This window comes from Panacibacter ginsenosidivorans (assembly GCF_007971225.1).
GTDB lineage: Bacteria > Bacteroidota > Bacteroidia > Chitinophagales > Chitinophagaceae > Panacibacter > Panacibacter ginsenosidivorans.
Genome location: NZ_CP042435.1, coordinates 1755912 through 1771038, shown reverse-complemented (window position 1 = coordinate 1771038; position 15127 = coordinate 1755912). Strand labels below are relative to the sequence as shown.

The 15127-nt window shown below is 39.1% G+C and carries 14 protein-coding genes; 3 read left to right on the top strand and 11 right to left on the bottom strand.

Translation table 11 applies throughout. The features are described 5' to 3' along the window. Window positions 1-62: 62 nt before the first annotated feature. Both FRZ67_RS07350 and FRZ67_RS07345 read right to left on the bottom strand, forming a co-directional pair. Window positions 63-1601 (bottom strand): OmpP1/FadL family transporter, encoded by a 1539-nt coding sequence (locus tag FRZ67_RS07350; RefSeq protein ID WP_147188922.1) that lies wholly within the window; start codon window positions 1599-1601, stop codon window positions 63-65. 83 nt (window positions 1602-1684) lie between these two features. Beyond that, window positions 1685-2341 (bottom strand): hypothetical protein, encoded by a 657-nt coding sequence (locus tag FRZ67_RS07345; protein WP_147188921.1) that lies wholly within the window; start codon window positions 2339-2341, stop codon window positions 1685-1687. A gap of 336 nt (window positions 2342-2677) precedes the next feature. Between FRZ67_RS07345 and proS the strand changes: the two genes are divergently transcribed. The 3 genes from proS (at window position 2678) to FRZ67_RS07330 (ending at window position 4992) form a co-directional block, all read left to right on the top strand. Further along, complete coding sequence (gene proS, locus FRZ67_RS07340; RefSeq protein WP_147188920.1) at window positions 2678-4153, top strand: proline--tRNA ligase; 1476 nt, start codon at window positions 2678-2680, stop codon at window positions 4151-4153. Between the two features lie 108 nt (window positions 4154-4261). After that, window positions 4262-4573, top strand: a complete 312-nt coding sequence (locus FRZ67_RS07335; protein WP_147188919.1) for a CD225/dispanin family protein — start codon at window positions 4262-4264, stop codon at window positions 4571-4573. A gap of 2 nt (window positions 4574-4575) precedes the next feature. Further along, window positions 4576-4992 carry a DUF2752 domain-containing protein gene (locus FRZ67_RS07330; protein ID WP_147188918.1) on the top strand — a complete coding sequence of 139 codons (417 nt, stop codon included), beginning with the start codon at window positions 4576-4578 and terminating at the stop codon, window positions 4990-4992. A gap of 199 nt (window positions 4993-5191) precedes the next feature. On the opposite strand, the gene ilvA is transcribed toward FRZ67_RS07330, so the two are convergent. The 9 genes from ilvA to FRZ67_RS07285 form a co-directional block, all read right to left on the bottom strand. Continuing rightward, window positions 5192-6448: a threonine ammonia-lyase gene (ilvA, locus tag FRZ67_RS07325; RefSeq protein ID WP_147188917.1), complete on the bottom strand. Its 1257-nt coding sequence runs from the start codon at window positions 6446-6448 to the stop codon at window positions 5192-5194. A gap of 3 nt (window positions 6449-6451) precedes the next feature. Further along, entirely contained in the window at window positions 6452-7030 is a 579-nt protein-coding gene (locus FRZ67_RS07320) for an O-methyltransferase (RefSeq protein ID WP_147188916.1), read from the bottom strand. Between the two features lie 136 nt (window positions 7031-7166). Further along, on the bottom strand, window positions 7167-8216 hold the full coding sequence (gene ilvC / locus FRZ67_RS07315) for a ketol-acid reductoisomerase (RefSeq protein ID WP_147188915.1): 1050 nt from the start codon (window positions 8214-8216) through the stop codon (window positions 7167-7169). 225 nt (window positions 8217-8441) lie between these two features. Continuing rightward, window positions 8442-9029, bottom strand: coding sequence for an acetolactate synthase small subunit (ilvN, locus tag FRZ67_RS07310; RefSeq protein WP_147188914.1), 588 nt, complete (start codon window positions 9027-9029; stop codon window positions 8442-8444). 116 nt (window positions 9030-9145) lie between these two features. Then, window positions 9146-10888, bottom strand: coding sequence for a biosynthetic-type acetolactate synthase large subunit (gene ilvB, locus FRZ67_RS07305; RefSeq protein WP_147188913.1), 1743 nt, complete (start codon window positions 10886-10888; stop codon window positions 9146-9148). 103 nt (window positions 10889-10991) lie between these two features. Then, entirely contained in the window at window positions 10992-11483 is a 492-nt protein-coding gene (locus FRZ67_RS07300; RefSeq protein ID WP_147188912.1) for a DinB family protein, read from the bottom strand. A gap of 5 nt (window positions 11484-11488) precedes the next feature. Continuing rightward, entirely contained in the window at window positions 11489-12046 is a 558-nt protein-coding gene (locus FRZ67_RS07295) for an ORF6N domain-containing protein (protein ID WP_147188911.1), read from the bottom strand. A gap of 82 nt (window positions 12047-12128) precedes the next feature. Then, complete coding sequence (gene ilvD / locus FRZ67_RS07290; protein ID WP_147188910.1) at window positions 12129-13814, bottom strand: dihydroxy-acid dehydratase; 1686 nt, start codon at window positions 13812-13814, stop codon at window positions 12129-12131. An 81-nt stretch (window positions 13815-13895) separates the two neighbouring features. Further along, window positions 13896-14798, bottom strand: a complete 903-nt coding sequence (locus FRZ67_RS07285; RefSeq protein ID WP_147188909.1) for a branched-chain amino acid transaminase — start codon at window positions 14796-14798, stop codon at window positions 13896-13898. Window positions 14799-15127 lie beyond the last annotated feature (329 nt).

Genomic DNA, 15127 nt, shown 5'->3' with positions numbered 1-15127 from the left:
TACAAGCGTGCGACGCAACAGGTGATACACTATGGAATACAAAAGCCCGGCTCAAAATATTTTTAAAATTTAAAGCCAATAGTGGCAAGAATATTTGCACGATTGTTTTTCGTTTCTGCAAAAACGTTTGCTTTATCATTTAAACGGTATGGAAAGTTCACATCTTTATTAAGGGTTTCTGATAGTGTAAGATCAATAAAGAAGCCACGGTTGCGATAGCCTATACCACCGGAAGCCATGATACGGTTAGCTTTTAGCGTTTTGTCTGCGTAAGGGCTGCCATAATAAGCGCCACCAAGTCTTATAGCCCACGGATCAAATTTTAATTCTCCACCCACGCGCACATTGATGTTTCCCTTATAATAATCTTTTATCACATCATTAAGCGCTTTATAATAATCAATACCTGACTGGTCGCCGGAATTATCTGATGAAACAGAATAACGCACACCACGATAATTTACATATTCAAGATCTGCAGTTATAAAACCTCTTTGCTTTTTTGTTTCTTCTACAGGGTTCAGTACAAAACTAATGCTGCCGATAGCACGGTAAGGTGTAGTAACCTGGTAACTTACTTCGCCGGCATTACCACTGTTTAATTCATCGCTGGTAACTTTTCGTTCGCCTGCATATGCTTCTGTGTTAGTGGTCATTTCTGATCTTATCTTATCGGTAAGTACCATTATAGAAGGTGTGTGAAAAGCAAAGCCCAGCCTGAAACTGTTACTGCTTTTATAAATAAGACCAAGTTTTGCATTTACACCTGCCCCGCTTGTTTCATAATGTTCTTTGTAATTAAAGAAAGAAAAATTATTGTTGGTGTTACCGCTTATATCGGTTTCACTAAAACTAAGGTCCCGTGTGTAATACATTATAGGAACATTCAGGCTAATGCCAAGGTATAACCTGTCCTGCACATTACTTGCAAAAGACAGGGAAACTTCGTGAAGACCACCTTTTGTGTCTTCATCTCTCTCCTGAGCAACGCCGCTTGCAATAGGTACCAGGCTTTTAAAACCGGTAAGTTGTCCGTTTGTATTTACAGTATCTACAAGATAGGTTCTGTACGCGAGTGAGGATCCAAAAATGTAATTGCTTGCAGCGGCATAATCATTTGCGCCATCTCTTACCAATTCTTCGAGGTATTTTTCTGAATAAGAGCTGTAGTTGTTATATCCCTTATAATGTGTGTGATTATTGTAAGTGGCCAGTTGTGTTAGTGAAATAGAAAAAGCCGTACTTACAATAGCTCCTTTATAACGGCTGGGCATACCAAAAATAACGCCGCTTGTGCCATAGGCAAATGCATTTCTTGTTTCCTTGCTTTGACTGTCGAGAAAATTGATCTTGTTATTGTTGAGATTAATACCCGGAGAAAATACAAACTCTCTTGTTTTAAACAGGCCAAGGCCCGCAGGATTAATATGATTGGTTGATATATCACCACCCAACGAAGCCATTGCCCCGCCAATGGCAATATTTCTTGCAGTACCATTTGGCGTAAACCAGCCAAAACGTAATGCATCATCAGGTTGCTGGGCAACTATTATTTTCGACAAACAAATAGTAACTAAAAGAAGAAAAGAAATTTTTTTCATGTTGTCGGGTTATGATACAGCATTATCTGTAACACCACAAACGGATGTTCTCTGTTGATTTATTGAATCTCAAAATTTGAGTGTTATCTTGGAGGTCTTGGGCTTGATGAACTGCTTCCGCTGCTGTTAAAGCCGCCACTGCGCCCACCTGCACTACCGCTTGGCGTAGTACCTGTACTAAATGATCTGGTCGGGTTAGTGCTGTTAAAATTGTTATTGCTGTTGTTATAATTGTTGGTACTAAATGCACTTTTTAACAAGCTGCCAAAGCTTTGCCTGTTTGGATTGTAATAGTTGGTATTTCTGTATGCAGAAAGATTGCTTTTAGAAGTATTTCCGTAATAGGCTTTTGGCGTTTTATAATAAACAACAGTATAGACCGGGTTATACCAGGCACCCCATGGTCTTAGATAATAAGGGTTCCAAACGCTTACACCATAATAAGGGTTTATCATCACCTCACGGGAAGGGAAACAACTATAGCCAAAATCATAACGACTGTCATTCCAGTAACTATAATCATCTATACCGTTCCACTGGTAGCGGTTACGCACTTTCATGCGCAGGTAATTGTCATCACTGTTAGAAGAATAATCTTCATACCTGTCTTCGTCAACACGATCCACTGCTGTCTTTGCCGGAGAATAATATACATCATCGGGCGTACGGCTGGCTTTATAAGCAGCACAACCACTTAAGAGCAGTACAACAGCTATACCTAGGAGTATAAAACTTTTCATATAACAGGTTTTATAGAAATAATAGGTGAAGTTATTACTTTTGCCGCGCTTTTTCCTCTATTAAAATTACGCTTGTTTGTTTATGATGTTGGCTTTGCAATGTTAAGGTTACACTAAAAACGAACAGGTGTTTGTTGTGGATTAGAAGTAGTTTTGTTGCCCGGCTGAAGAAAAAGCATAACGCTTTAGTTGCGTCGCACACTTGTACGCTTTTTTCTTCGGTCGGCTGTCGACAGATATTAAGAATGTACAAGTGAGTGACACAACAGGCGATGAATAACGGATTTGACGCCAGTCACATAAAAATTAAACTTTAAACAATCATAAAGGAAGATAATGGCAAAAGAAATTACAACAAGAGCGCAGGATTACTCGCAATGGTACAACGATGTTGTTTTAAAATCAGACCTTGCAGATTACAGTGCTGTACGTGGTTGCATGGTTATAAAACCGCATGGTTTTGCACTGTGGGAAAAAATGCGTGATACGCTCGACAGAATGTTTAAAGATACCGGACATGTGAATGCATACTTTCCATTATTTATACCAAAAAGTTTTTTAAGCAAAGAAGCTGCGCATGTAGAAGGTTTTGCAAAAGAATGTGCCGTGGTTACACATTATCGTTTAAAGAACGATCCTGATGGCGGAGGAGTAGTGGTAGATCCTGATGCAAAGCTGGAAGAAGAATTAATTGTTCGCCCAACTTCTGAAACCATTATCTGGAATACATATAAAACATGGATTCAAAGTTATCGTGATCTCCCACTGCTCATTAATCAATGGGCAAATGTGGTGCGTTGGGAAATGCGCACGAGATTATTCTTACGCACAGCAGAATTTCTGTGGCAGGAAGGTCATACGGCACACGCTACCAAACAGGAAGCGGTTGATGAGACAATTCAAATGCTGAATATCTATGCAACGTTTGCAGAAGAATATATGGCATTACCTGTAGTGAAAGGAGTAAAAACAGAAAGCGAACGTTTTGCGGGTGCAGAAGATACCTATTGTATAGAAGCATTGATGCAGGATGGAAAAGCATTACAGGCTGGTACATCGCATTTTTTAGGTCAGAATTTTGCTAAGGCGTTCGATGTAAAATTCAGTGATAAAGAAAACAAACTTGATTATGTATGGGCTACAAGCTGGGGTGTAAGTACCCGTCTGATCGGTGCACTCGTTATGGCGCATAGTGATGATGAAGGTTTGGTACTACCACCAAGAATTGCTCCGTTGCAGGTAGTGATTGTTCCAATCTTTAAAGGGGAAGAACAATTGTCCATGATCTCTGAAAAAGTTGCTCCAATAGTAAAAGAATTGAAAGGCCTGGGCATATCTGTTAAGTATGATAATTCAGACAATGCAAGACCGGGCTGGAAATTTGCAGAATATGAGAAGAAAGGTGTTCCTGTGCGTATTGCCATTGGTGCAAGAGATTTAGAGAATAATGTTGTTGAAGTTGCAAGAAGAGATACAAAAGAAAAGCAAACGGTCTCATTGAATGGAATTGCTGCACATGTAAATAAATTGCTGGAAGATATTCAGCAAAACATTTATGACAAAGCAAAGGCTTATCAGCAGGCTCATATAACAAATGCAGACAACTGGGATGAGTTTGTAAAACTGCTTGATGAGAAAGGCGGTTTTGTTGCAGCGCATTGGGATGGTACTGCAGCAACAGAAGAAAAGATAAAGGAGCTTACCAAAGCAACCATACGTTGTATTCCTTTGGAGAATAAAATGGAAGATGGCAAATGTATCCTTACAGGTAATGCATCAACCCAAAGAGTTTTATTTGCGAGGGCGTATTAATTCGCAGGTATGAAATAAAAAAATGCCACGAATTTTTTTTGTGGCATTTTTTTGTTGTTGAAAAAAACTTTTATATTACCCTGTTATTTAAACCCAAAACAAACTACTATGGAAAATTTTTCACAGCAACCGTACTATCAGCAGCAACCTGTAAATCCTCCAAAGAACTGGCTTGTGGAATCTATTCTCGTAACTATTTTTTGTTGCTTACCCTTTGGCATTGCAGGTATAGTCTTCGCTTCCCAGGTAAATTCTAAATTTGCGGCAGGTGATTATGCCGGCGCAGAGCAAGCTTCAAAAGAAGCTGCAAAATGGACTAAAGTTGCTTTCATCATCGGCATCGTACAGGCGATATTGTCAATCTTGTGGGTAATGTTTTGGGGTGGCATGGCATTTCTTGGCATAAGGCACGATATGTAAAAATGTATATTGTAAGAGTAATATCAAATTATGTAAGTCTTGTTATCGCAGCAGCGGTGGCTTTATCGCTGCTGTATTTTTTTGTATATCCAGCTTACCAGCAATATTTTCCTAAATGCATTTTTTACCTTACTACCGGTTTGCATTGTCCCGGTTGTGGTTCGCAAAGAGCAATGGTGGCGTTATTGCACGGCGATGTTCTTACTGCCATGCACGATAATTTGTTGGCTGTTATATTCCTGCCTTTTTTACTATACGCACTCTTTGTTTTCTTTTACAATAAGTTCAATTCCCGGAAAAAACTGCAAAAAATATTCTACACTTCTTTAGCCGCTAAAATTGTATTGATAATTGTTTTAGTTTTTGCGGTTGTAAGAAATATTCCTTTTTATCCATTTACATTATTGGCTCCTTTGTAAAAGCTATTTTTTTTGCCGGCCTGTAATGCTGCCATCATCGTCTCTTGCGTCGCACACTTGTACTAAAAAATCTTAGCGCAGCATTTCACGAACAGCCAGCGCTATAAGACAGTGCAGGGTTTTAATCTCTATGCGGTTGATTATGTTGTAAAGCCTGTAGAACTTATGATGTTTTTAACAGGTAAAAATGCTTTATAAATTACACGAGATAACTAAAGAGTGTATCATCTTTATTCAGTTCGGTATAATCAATATTATATTGCTGCATTTTATTCATCAGCTCTTCATAATCGTGTCTTGATCGCAATTCTATTCCAACTAATGCAGGTCCGCTTTCTTTGTTTGTCTTTTGCATAAATTCAAAACGGGTTATATCATCTGTAGCACCAAGTACATTATTTACAAATTCTTTTAGTGCACCGGGCCGTTGTGCAAAGCGTATCAGGAAATAGTGTTTCAATCCTTCATACTGTAAAGAGCGCTCTTTTATTTCCGGCATGCGATCAATATCATTGTTGCCACCGCTGACAATACACACAACTGTTTTGCCTTTTATTTTCCAGGCATAATCATCTAAAGCAGCGATGGACATAGCTCCTGCAGGTTCTGCAACAATTGCATCCTGATTATATAGTTGAAGAATGGCAGTACAAATTTTTCCTTCGGGCACAAGATGCATGTCGTCTAATACATCTTTACAAATATTGTAAGTTAAATCCCCGGCACGCTTTACTGCAGCACCATCTACAAAGCGGTCTATTTCATCAAGGGTAACAGGATGACCAGCTTTGAATGCGGCAAGCATACTTGGTGCTCCTTCCGGTTCAAGACCTATAAGTTTTGTTTGTAGCGAGTGTATTTTGAAATAAGTTCCCACACCCGCACTTAAACCGCCACCACCAACCGGAACGAATACATAGTCTATGTCTTGTAATTCTTCAAGAATTTCAACTGCAACAGTTCCCTGACCTTCAATGATCTTATAATCATCAAAAGGAGGAATGAAAGTCATACCATTTTCTTCTGTATATTTTTTTGCAGCAATTGCACAATCGTCAAAGGTATCGCCGATAAGTTTTATCTCTATATTCTCTTCACCAAACATTTTTGTTTGTGTAATCTTTTGTTTTGGGGTTATTACAGGCATGAATACAACTCCTTTTATATTCATTTTTCTACAGCTATATGCAAAACCTTGTGCATGATTACCTGCACTTGCACAAACAACGCCTCTGTATAATTGCTCCTGAACTAAAGTACTGATCATATTATAAGCACCACGTAGTTTATAGGAGCGTACGATCTGCTGATCTTCTCTTTTTAAATAAATATTTGCATTGTATTTACGGGATAGATTTTGATTGTATTGCAGTGGTGTTTTAATAACAACATCTTTCAACCTTTCTGCGGCAGCCTTGCTATCTATAACAATAATTGTATTGCTGGTTTCTTTCATTGCTCAATTTATTTTAGCAACTATGATAAGGCCGGTTGACCAATTCATTTTTGTTAATCGTATACCTTTTTTTGCTTCCAGCTCACTGATAAGTCTTTCTACATTTTCTTCATGCCCTGCGGGCCAATTTGGTTGTGGCAACATATCATCTATAATATAAAAACCACCGCGTTTTACTAAAGCTAATGTTTCTTCAAATGCTTCGTATTTTCCTGGCCAAGCATCTGCAAAAATGAGATCGAACTTTTCCTGTTGATTATTTTTTATCCATGTAATTCCATCTTCACACATAATTATTACCCGATCATCTGCATCAAAATGCTTTTTTGCAATAACCTGATAGGCTTCATTGGTATCAATTGAAATAACTTTTGAATTTTCATCCATAGCATCAACGATCCACGCAAGTGAAAGCCCTGTTCCTGTACCAAGCTCTAAAAATTTCCCGTTTGGTTTTGATGTAACAAGTGTGCTTAATATACTTCCTGTCTGCAGATCAGAAGACATATTGAAATTTATTTTTTCGGATTCTTCTTTTATTGCAGTGTAATTTTTTGGAAGTACAATTTGCTGATCGTTCATGAAAATATTTTTAAAAAGAAGGCGCAAAGATCTTTATGCTTTGCGCCTTTGCTATAAACTGTTAAATAATTTGTTGCAGTACAAGGGTGCGACGCAACGAAAGTTCAATGCATGCACAAATGCCTGGTACAAAAAATTATTTCTGATTTTCCGGACGAAGCGAGCGAACAGTTTTACCTGCCTGCCACATTTCGCTTTCGCGTAGTTCCTTCAATTCTTCTTCCAGCTTTACGCGATAATCTGGTTTGCTGTTGCTGTCGATCGAGCGTTGAGATTCTTTGCCGGTTGCAACGCTGGTGTACAATTCATTGAACACAGGCAATGTAGCATCGCGGAATTTTTTCCACCAGTCAAGCGCACCACGCTGTGCAGTTGTGGAACAGTTTGCATACATCCAGTCCATTCCATTTTCTGCAACGAGTGGCATTAAGCTTTGGGTAAGTTCTTCAACAGTTTCGTTGAACGCTTCAGAAGGTGAATGACCTCTTTCGCGTAACACCTGGTATTGCGCAGCAAATACGCCTTGTATGCAACCCATCAATGTGCCGCGCTCACCCGTAAGATCGCTGTACACTTCTTTTTTGAAATCTGTTTCAAATAAATAACCACTTCCTACCGCAATACCCAGCGCAATTACACGCTCTTTTGCTTTGCCTGTTGCATCCTGGAAGATGGCATAAGAGCTATTCAAACCACGACCTTGTAAAAACATTCTGCGCAAAGATGTACCTGAACCTTTTGGCGCAACCAGAAACACATCAACATCTGCAGGAGGAATAATTCCTGTTTGCTCTTTAAATGTTATACCAAATCCATGAGAAAAATATAATGCTTTACCCGCAGTCAAGTGTTTTTTAACTGTGGGCCACAATTCAATTTGTGCAGCATCACTCAACAGGTAACAAATAATTGTTCCGCGTTGCAATGCTTCTTCAATTTCAAACAATGTTTCGCCCGGCACAAAACCATCTGCAACTGCTTTGTCCCATGTCTTTGAATTCTTACGCTGACCAACAATCACGTTAATGCCGTTATCACGCTGGTTCAGTGCCTGACCTGGTCCCTGCACGCCATAACCAATTACTGCTATTGTTTCATTCTTTAAAACTTCCTGCGCTTTTGCAAGTGGAAATTCTTCACGTGTTACTACGTTTTCTTCCACTCCGCCGAAATTTAACTTTGCCATCTTTTTAATTTGAAAATTTGATGATTTGAAAATTTGAAAATTTTTGGTTGCTCTTTTTGTTTTATGTACTAAACTTTTTTGCTACTATTAAACATTTGTTGCGTCGCACTCTTGTACTTTCTGATCTTGTCTGAACAGGAATTTGGGATGATCCGGAGGATTATTAAATAGATGTATTTAAATCCTCAAAATCATTTAACATACCCCAATCAGGGTTCTTGCAATTTACATCGTAAACACTTCTTCCTGTTTGCCCAGAAACACATTTTCGATTACTTTTTCACCCGCATCTTTAGCTTCAAACTCTTTCAGTTTTTCGTGGAAACCCGCACTGTTCTTAATGATAGCAACTCTTGCACTGCGTACGAATTCAATTAAGCCGTAGGGTTCAAGCGCTTTCATTAAGCTGTCTATTTCTTCGCGGTGACCGGAAGTTTCGAATACTGTATAATCATGACGGATCACAACTGCATTAGCACCGTACTGGCGTAATAATCTTTCCACTTTTACTTTCTCTGCAATAACATCTGTAGGTACTTTGTACATAGCAAGTTCCTGCCATACAATTTCTTCGTTGGTATTGTAGTATGCTTTCAACACTTCAACCTGCTTTTCTATCTGGCGGCAAAGTTTGCGTACCACGTCTTCTGTTTCGTTAATGACGATGGTGAAACGATGAACGCTATCCACTTCCGAAGGAGAAGTGTTGAGGCTGTCTATATTTATTTTACGACGCGTAAATATGATCGCTATACGATTGAGTAAACCAATCTGGTTCTCTGTATAAACTGTTATGGTATATTCCTGTTTCATTGTTTTAGCGTTTGGCTATTCGCTTTTAGCTGCCAGCTTTTTGTTGAGTTTATTGTTTCAGTACAAGCGTGCGACGCAACGGAAGTTTAATGCTTGTTATGTTGCACGGCTCATAATTATTTCAATCTTATTTCCGCAACACTGCAGCCCTGCGGCACCATTGGGAACACGTTGTTTTCTTTGCCCACCATTACTTCCAGCAGATAAGCACCATTGTGCTCAAGCATTTCTTTCAACGCTGCTTTCAGATCTTTTCTGTCATTCACTGATTGTCCTGCAACACCGTATCCTTTTGCAATGGTAACAAAATCGGGGCTCTGAATATCTACAAAAGAATATCTCCTTGAATGGAAAAGTTCCTGCCACTGACGCACCATGCCAAGAAAATTATTGTTGAGAATAATAATTTTTACAGCCGCACCAAATTGCATAATGGTGCCAAGTTCCTGCAATGTCATTTGAAAACCGCCATCACCAATAATGGCAACAACAGTGCGATCAGGTGCGCCATACTTTGCGCCAATGGCAGCAGGCAAAGCAAAACCCATCGTGCCGAGACCGCCACTCGTTACATTGCTTTTACTCTTAATAAATTTTGCGTAGCGGCAAGCCACCATCTGGTGCTGACCAACATCTGTAACAATTACTGCATCGCCTTTTGTAAGATCGTTCAATGCATCAATTACTTCAGCCATACTCATTTCATCTGACGCAGGGTGCATTTCATGATCAATCACAAGCATCTGTTCTTCCTTCATCATATCTTTAAAACGTTGCAGCCATGCATTGTGTTCTTTCTTTTCAACAAGTGCCGTAAGCATGGGCAATGTTTCTTTGCAATCGCCCCAAACAGGCACAGTTGCTTTTACATTTTTATCGATTTCCGCAGGATCAATATCAAGATGAATAACTTTTGCCTGTTTTGCATATTTATCTAAGCGACCTGTAACTCGATCATCGAAGCGCATACCAATTGCGATCAATACATCGCATTCATTCGTTAATACATTTGGTCCGTAATTGCCATGCATACCGAGCATTCCCACATTTAGCGGATGATCTGTTTCCAACGCACTCAAACCAAGTATGGTCCATGCTGCAGGTATACCTGTTTTCTCAATAAATGTTTTGAATTCTTTTTCTGCCCCACCAAGAATTACACCCTGTCCAAAAACTACAAATGGTTTTTCTGCAGCGTTGATGAGCTTTGCAGCTTCTTCTACATACTCTTTGCGAATGATTGGTGTTGGGCGGTAACTGCGAATATGATTGCATGGCTCGTAGCCATTGTAATCAAATTTTTGTATCTGCGCATTCTTGGTAATATCGATCAAAACAGGGCCGGGTCTTCCGCTGCGTGCTATATAAAATGCTTTTGCAAGCACAGCAGGAATTTCTGTTGCATCAGTAACCTGGTAGTTCCATTTTGTAACAGGCGTTGTAATATTTATCACATCAGTTTCCTGGAATGCATCTGTACCAAGTAAGTGCGCAAACACCTGCCCCGTAATTGCTACAACAGGTGTGCTGTCTATCTGTGCATCAGCCAAGCCTGTTACAAGATTTGTTGCACCGGGTCCGCTTGTTGCAAATACAACACCAACTTCGCCAGACGTTCTTGCATAACCCTGCGCTGCATGTATGCCACCCTGTTCATGACGAACCAATATATGTTTCAACTTATCTTCATAATCAAAAAGAGCATCATAGATAGGCATAATAGCACCACCAGGATAGCCAAAAACTGTATGCACATTCTCTGCTATTAATGCTTCCAATACTGCCTGTGAGCCTGAGATAGAAGTATTTTTCTTATCCGCCCACGACGGTTTTTCTTTTACTAATTCAAGTGTTTGCATAACACAATTTTTATTTTTATGAACCCAGCGAAAGAATATCAATTAAACTTCCGTTGCGTCGCACTCTTGTGCTTACTATTTTTATTCAACAATAATCGAACATTTACTTTTTCCTATAGACTCCCAATAAGTCAGTTGATCCAACACCTGAGAATCCTGCCTGCCGCAACATAGTCACCAACTGTCCCCGATGATATGTTGCATGGTTGACGACGTGTGCAAACAATTGATAAAAAGGCATTGAGTAGGCATCACCGTTCAATCTTTTGAAATCGAGATTTGTATCAAGTTCATTTTCATCAAATGCATCAATGAATGCTTTCAATTCTGTTGATGTTTCTTTCCAGAGTTTAATATGATCTTCTTTTGATCCTTTATATGTTGATTGCAGCCATTCTACAGGTTCTTTTTTAAATCTCTGTAACCATGCATTTTCTGCGCTGATAACATGCAATACAGTTTCCTGTATGCTGTTGAAGCTGCTGATGATCTCACGGTTCCATTGCTCGTCATTAATTTGTTCAAGCCAGCCACAAACAATGGTATTTGCCCATAAATTATATCCTGCTGCTTCTTTAAAATAATCTTTAGTCATTATTTCTATTTTTTAAAACCAATCCTTTCTCTTTCTCCCCATTTGCGCTGCGCTGCTTTTTCATCTAATAAGTTTTCCATCGCGTCGTAAATCTGGTTCAGTTGTACATCATGTTCGCCTAATCTTTCTTTTATTTCTTTCATTTGTTCTTTTACATCATTTTCTTTTAATAGTATTCTTCTTATTTCAACAAAAGCCCTCATAATAGCAATGTTCATGTTGATGGCTTTGTCGCTGTTTAGAATACCACTTAGCATTGCAACACCTTGTTCGGTAAAGGCATAGGGTAAATATCTTGTACCGCCTCTTTTTGAGGTTTCATTTTGCAACCTCAAAGGATATTGTTGCTTTTCTAAGGTTTCAATTTGAAACCTCAAACTATCCCATTCTTCTTTTGTAAGCTGAAACATGAAATCTTTAGGAAAACGTTTTAAATTTCGCTTTACAGCGAGATTTAAAGATTTTGTTTCAATTTCATACAAAGCAGCTAAATCTCTGTCGATCATAACTCTTTCTCCACGTAGTTCATAAATTCTGTTTTGTATGCTTTGTATGATCTGCATGTTTATTTGTTGCTTTATATTCTTCAGTACAAGGGTGCGACGCAACTATGTTTAATGCTTATTCAATTGCCTGGCTCAAAAATTAATCTTCATCTGTCACACAACCTTCTGCTGCAGTCTTTACAACCTTTGCATATTTATATAAAATTCCTTTTATTGCTTTCGGCGCAGGTTTCTTCCATGCTGCTTTTCTTGCGGCAATAACATCATCTGCAACTTTTAATGTCAATGTATTTTTTGTTGCATCAATTTCAATAATGTCATTGTCTTCAACAAGACCGATCAAGCCACCTTCAACCGCTTCAGGCGTAATGTGACCAACCACAAAACCATGCGTGCCACCGCTAAATCTGCCGTCTGTAATGAGTGCAACAGATTTGCCCAAACCCGCGCCAATAATGGCTCCCGTGGGTTTCAGCATTTCAGGCATGCCTGGTGCACCTTTTGGTCCGATGTTCCTGATCACCACCACATCACCTGCATGTACACGACCAGATTGAATACCTTTTATAAGATCATGTTCGCCATCAAATACACGTGCAGTGCCTTCAAAACGTTCACCTTCTTTACCGCTGATCTTAGCAACGCTGCCGCCCGTTGCAAGATTGCCATATAATATTTGCAAATGCCCGGTTGCCTTTAACGGCGTTTCCAACGGCATGATTATTTTTTGTTTTTCAAAATCAAGATCGGGAGCCTCTTTTAAATTCTCTGCAACAGTTTTGCCTGTTACAGTTATACAATCGCCATGCAACAAACCTTTGCTTAATAAATATTTCATTACTGCAGGTACACCACCATGTTGATGCAGATCTTCCATCAAATATTTGCCACTTGGTTTAAAGTCTGCAAGCACAGGAATTTTATTGCTGATCGCCTGGAAATCATCCTGTGTTAAAGGTACATCAACACTTTTCGCCATTGCAATCAAATGCAATACAGCATTGGTACTTCCGCCCAGCACCATGATAACGGTAATTGCATTTTCAAATGCTTTGCGTGTCATGATATCTTTTGGCTTGATATCTTTTTCCAACAATAATTTTATCGCTGCACCAACTGACGCACATTCTTTTTGTTTGTCTTCACTCAAAGCAGGATTGGATGATGAGTTTGGCAGACTCATGCCCAATGCTTCAATAGCAGAAGCCATTGTGTTTGCAGTGTACATGCCACCACAGGCACCTGCACCGGGACAAGAATTCATTACAATCCCTTTAAAATCTGCTTCGCTTAAATTGCCTGCGATCTTTTGACCCAATGCTTCAAACGCACTTACAATATTTAAGTCTTCTCCTTTATAATGACCTGGCGCAATCGTACCACCATACAACATAATTGAAGGGCGATTCAATCTTCCCATCGCCATAATAGTGCCGGGCATATTTTTATCACAACCCGGAATACAAACCAATCCATCATAATATTGAGCACCTGCATTTGTTTCAATGCTGTCTGCAATTACATCGCGACTAACCAAACTATAACGCATACCATCTGTGCCCATACTAATACCATCGCTAACGCCGATGGTGTAGAAACGCAGTCCCAGCAAGCCTTCTGTGGCATTCACACTTGCTCTTACAGTAGTGGCAAGATCATTCAAATGCATGTTGCAAGGATTACCATCCCACCCCATACTTGCAATGCCAACCTGCGCTTTCTTAAAATCTTCTTCTTTAAAACCAATTGCATAATACATTGCCTGTGCACCAGGTTGTGTAACATCCTGTGTTAACGTCTTCGAGTATTTATTCAGTTCAGCCATTTGATATTTTATTTATTATGAGCCTGTCTTTATTACTACTATGATGCTTTTGTTGCGTCGCACTCTTGTGCGCTTTGTTATTTATTCAGCAATTACTTCCGTTAAAACTTCTGCCTCTGTAACTCTTGCCAAATATGCTTGTTGAATTTTTCTGCTCGCAGTTTCTTTCCAGTTCTTTTTAAATTTTACATCGTTGAAGCTTTCCCAACCTATTACTTCTGCTGCTGTGCCGCAGAAAAATGCAGCATCAGCTTCATTTATCTCGTCAAGTGTTATTTGTTTTTCTTCTACTTCGATGCCAAGCTCATTACATAATTCTAAAACTGTTGCTCTTGTTATGCCGGGAAGAATATTTCCTGTTGCCGGTGTAAATAATTTTCCATCTTTTTCATAAAAGAAATTTGCACCAACACCTTCTGCAGCAAAACCATTCATATCCGTAAGCAATGCTTCATCATAACCTTTTGTTTTTGCTTCCTGGCTTGCGAGAATAGAATTTACATAATGACCACTTGCTTTTGCAGTGATCTTAAATGCTTTTGGATTTGGTCTTTGAAAAGATGAGGTCATTATTCTTAAAAGCTTGTCTCCAAAGAATGGCGCCATTTCCCACACTTCAATAAAAATGTATGACACTTCATTTTGTACAAAACTCATATTCATTGGTGCATATACAACAGGGCGTATATAAGCATCCTGGAAATTATTTCTGCGGAGCACTTCATAAGTAGCTTCAATCAATTCTTCATTGCTCCATGTGTAAGGCATATTCATCGACAAAGCAGAATTTCTTAAACGGTCATAATGTTCTTCTGCTTTGAAAATTTTTGTTTCGCCGCTTGCCGTTTTATATGAACGGATTCCTTCGAACACTGCATAACCGTAATGCAAAGACTGGCTATAGAAGTCCATCTTTGCCTCAGAAGCCTTTACAAATTCTCCGTTTAGCCAGAGCACCGTTTCACTGTTGTAATAATTTGCCATTGTTGTTGTATTTTTCTTTGTTGAATAATGTTATAAACGTACAAGTGAGTGACACAACGAAAGCTTAATGCTTATTCTGTCGCCCGAAAACAAAAACATATAAAACAAAAAACCCACCTCTTTGGGAGGCGGGTCTATGAAAAATTGTTTATTGTTTTACATGTAAGAACCACCTCCGACTGAAGCAGGAATAATAACGACAACGACAAGTAGCACGAGTGCCAAAGTGTTGCTTATATTTAAAATGCTTCTGTACATCAAGTGTGATTTGATGCGAATATACGCCCACCATTAATACAAACAAAGAACTAGAATGATTTTTAGATCAC

Excerpts from the sequence above, each read along its gene's own strand:
- FRZ67_RS07350 (WP_147188922.1), bottom strand. The coding sequence starts at position 1,601 with ATGAAAAAAATTTCTTTTCTTCTTTTAGTTACTATTTGTTTGTCGAAA.
- FRZ67_RS07345 (WP_147188921.1), bottom strand. The coding sequence starts at position 2,341 with ATGAAAAGTTTTATACTCCTAGGTATAGCTGTTGTACTGCTCTTAAGT.
- proS (WP_147188920.1), top strand. The coding sequence starts at position 2,678 with ATGGCAAAAGAAATTACAACAAGAGCGCAGGATTACTCGCAATGGTAC.
- FRZ67_RS07335 (WP_147188919.1), top strand. The coding sequence starts at position 4,262 with ATGGAAAATTTTTCACAGCAACCGTACTATCAGCAGCAACCTGTAAAT.
- FRZ67_RS07330 (WP_147188918.1), top strand. The coding sequence starts at position 4,576 with ATGTATATTGTAAGAGTAATATCAAATTATGTAAGTCTTGTTATCGCA.
- ilvA (WP_147188917.1), bottom strand. The coding sequence starts at position 6,448 with ATGAAAGAAACCAGCAATACAATTATTGTTATAGATAGCAAGGCTGCC.
- FRZ67_RS07320 (WP_147188916.1), bottom strand. The coding sequence starts at position 7,030 with ATGAACGATCAGCAAATTGTACTTCCAAAAAATTACACTGCAATAAAA.
- ilvC (WP_147188915.1), bottom strand. The coding sequence starts at position 8,216 with ATGGCAAAGTTAAATTTCGGCGGAGTGGAAGAAAACGTAGTAACACGT.
- ilvN (WP_147188914.1), bottom strand. The coding sequence starts at position 9,029 with ATGAAACAGGAATATACCATAACAGTTTATACAGAGAACCAGATTGGT.
- ilvB (WP_147188913.1), bottom strand. The coding sequence starts at position 10,888 with ATGCAAACACTTGAATTAGTAAAAGAAAAACCGTCGTGGGCGGATAAG.
- FRZ67_RS07300 (WP_147188912.1), bottom strand. The coding sequence starts at position 11,483 with ATGACTAAAGATTATTTTAAAGAAGCAGCAGGATATAATTTATGGGCA.
- FRZ67_RS07295 (WP_147188911.1), bottom strand. The coding sequence starts at position 12,046 with ATGCAGATCATACAAAGCATACAAAACAGAATTTATGAACTACGTGGA.
- ilvD (WP_147188910.1), bottom strand. The coding sequence starts at position 13,814 with ATGGCTGAACTGAATAAATACTCGAAGACGTTAACACAGGATGTTACA.
- FRZ67_RS07285 (WP_147188909.1), bottom strand. The coding sequence starts at position 14,798 with ATGGCAAATTATTACAACAGTGAAACGGTGCTCTGGCTAAACGGAGAA.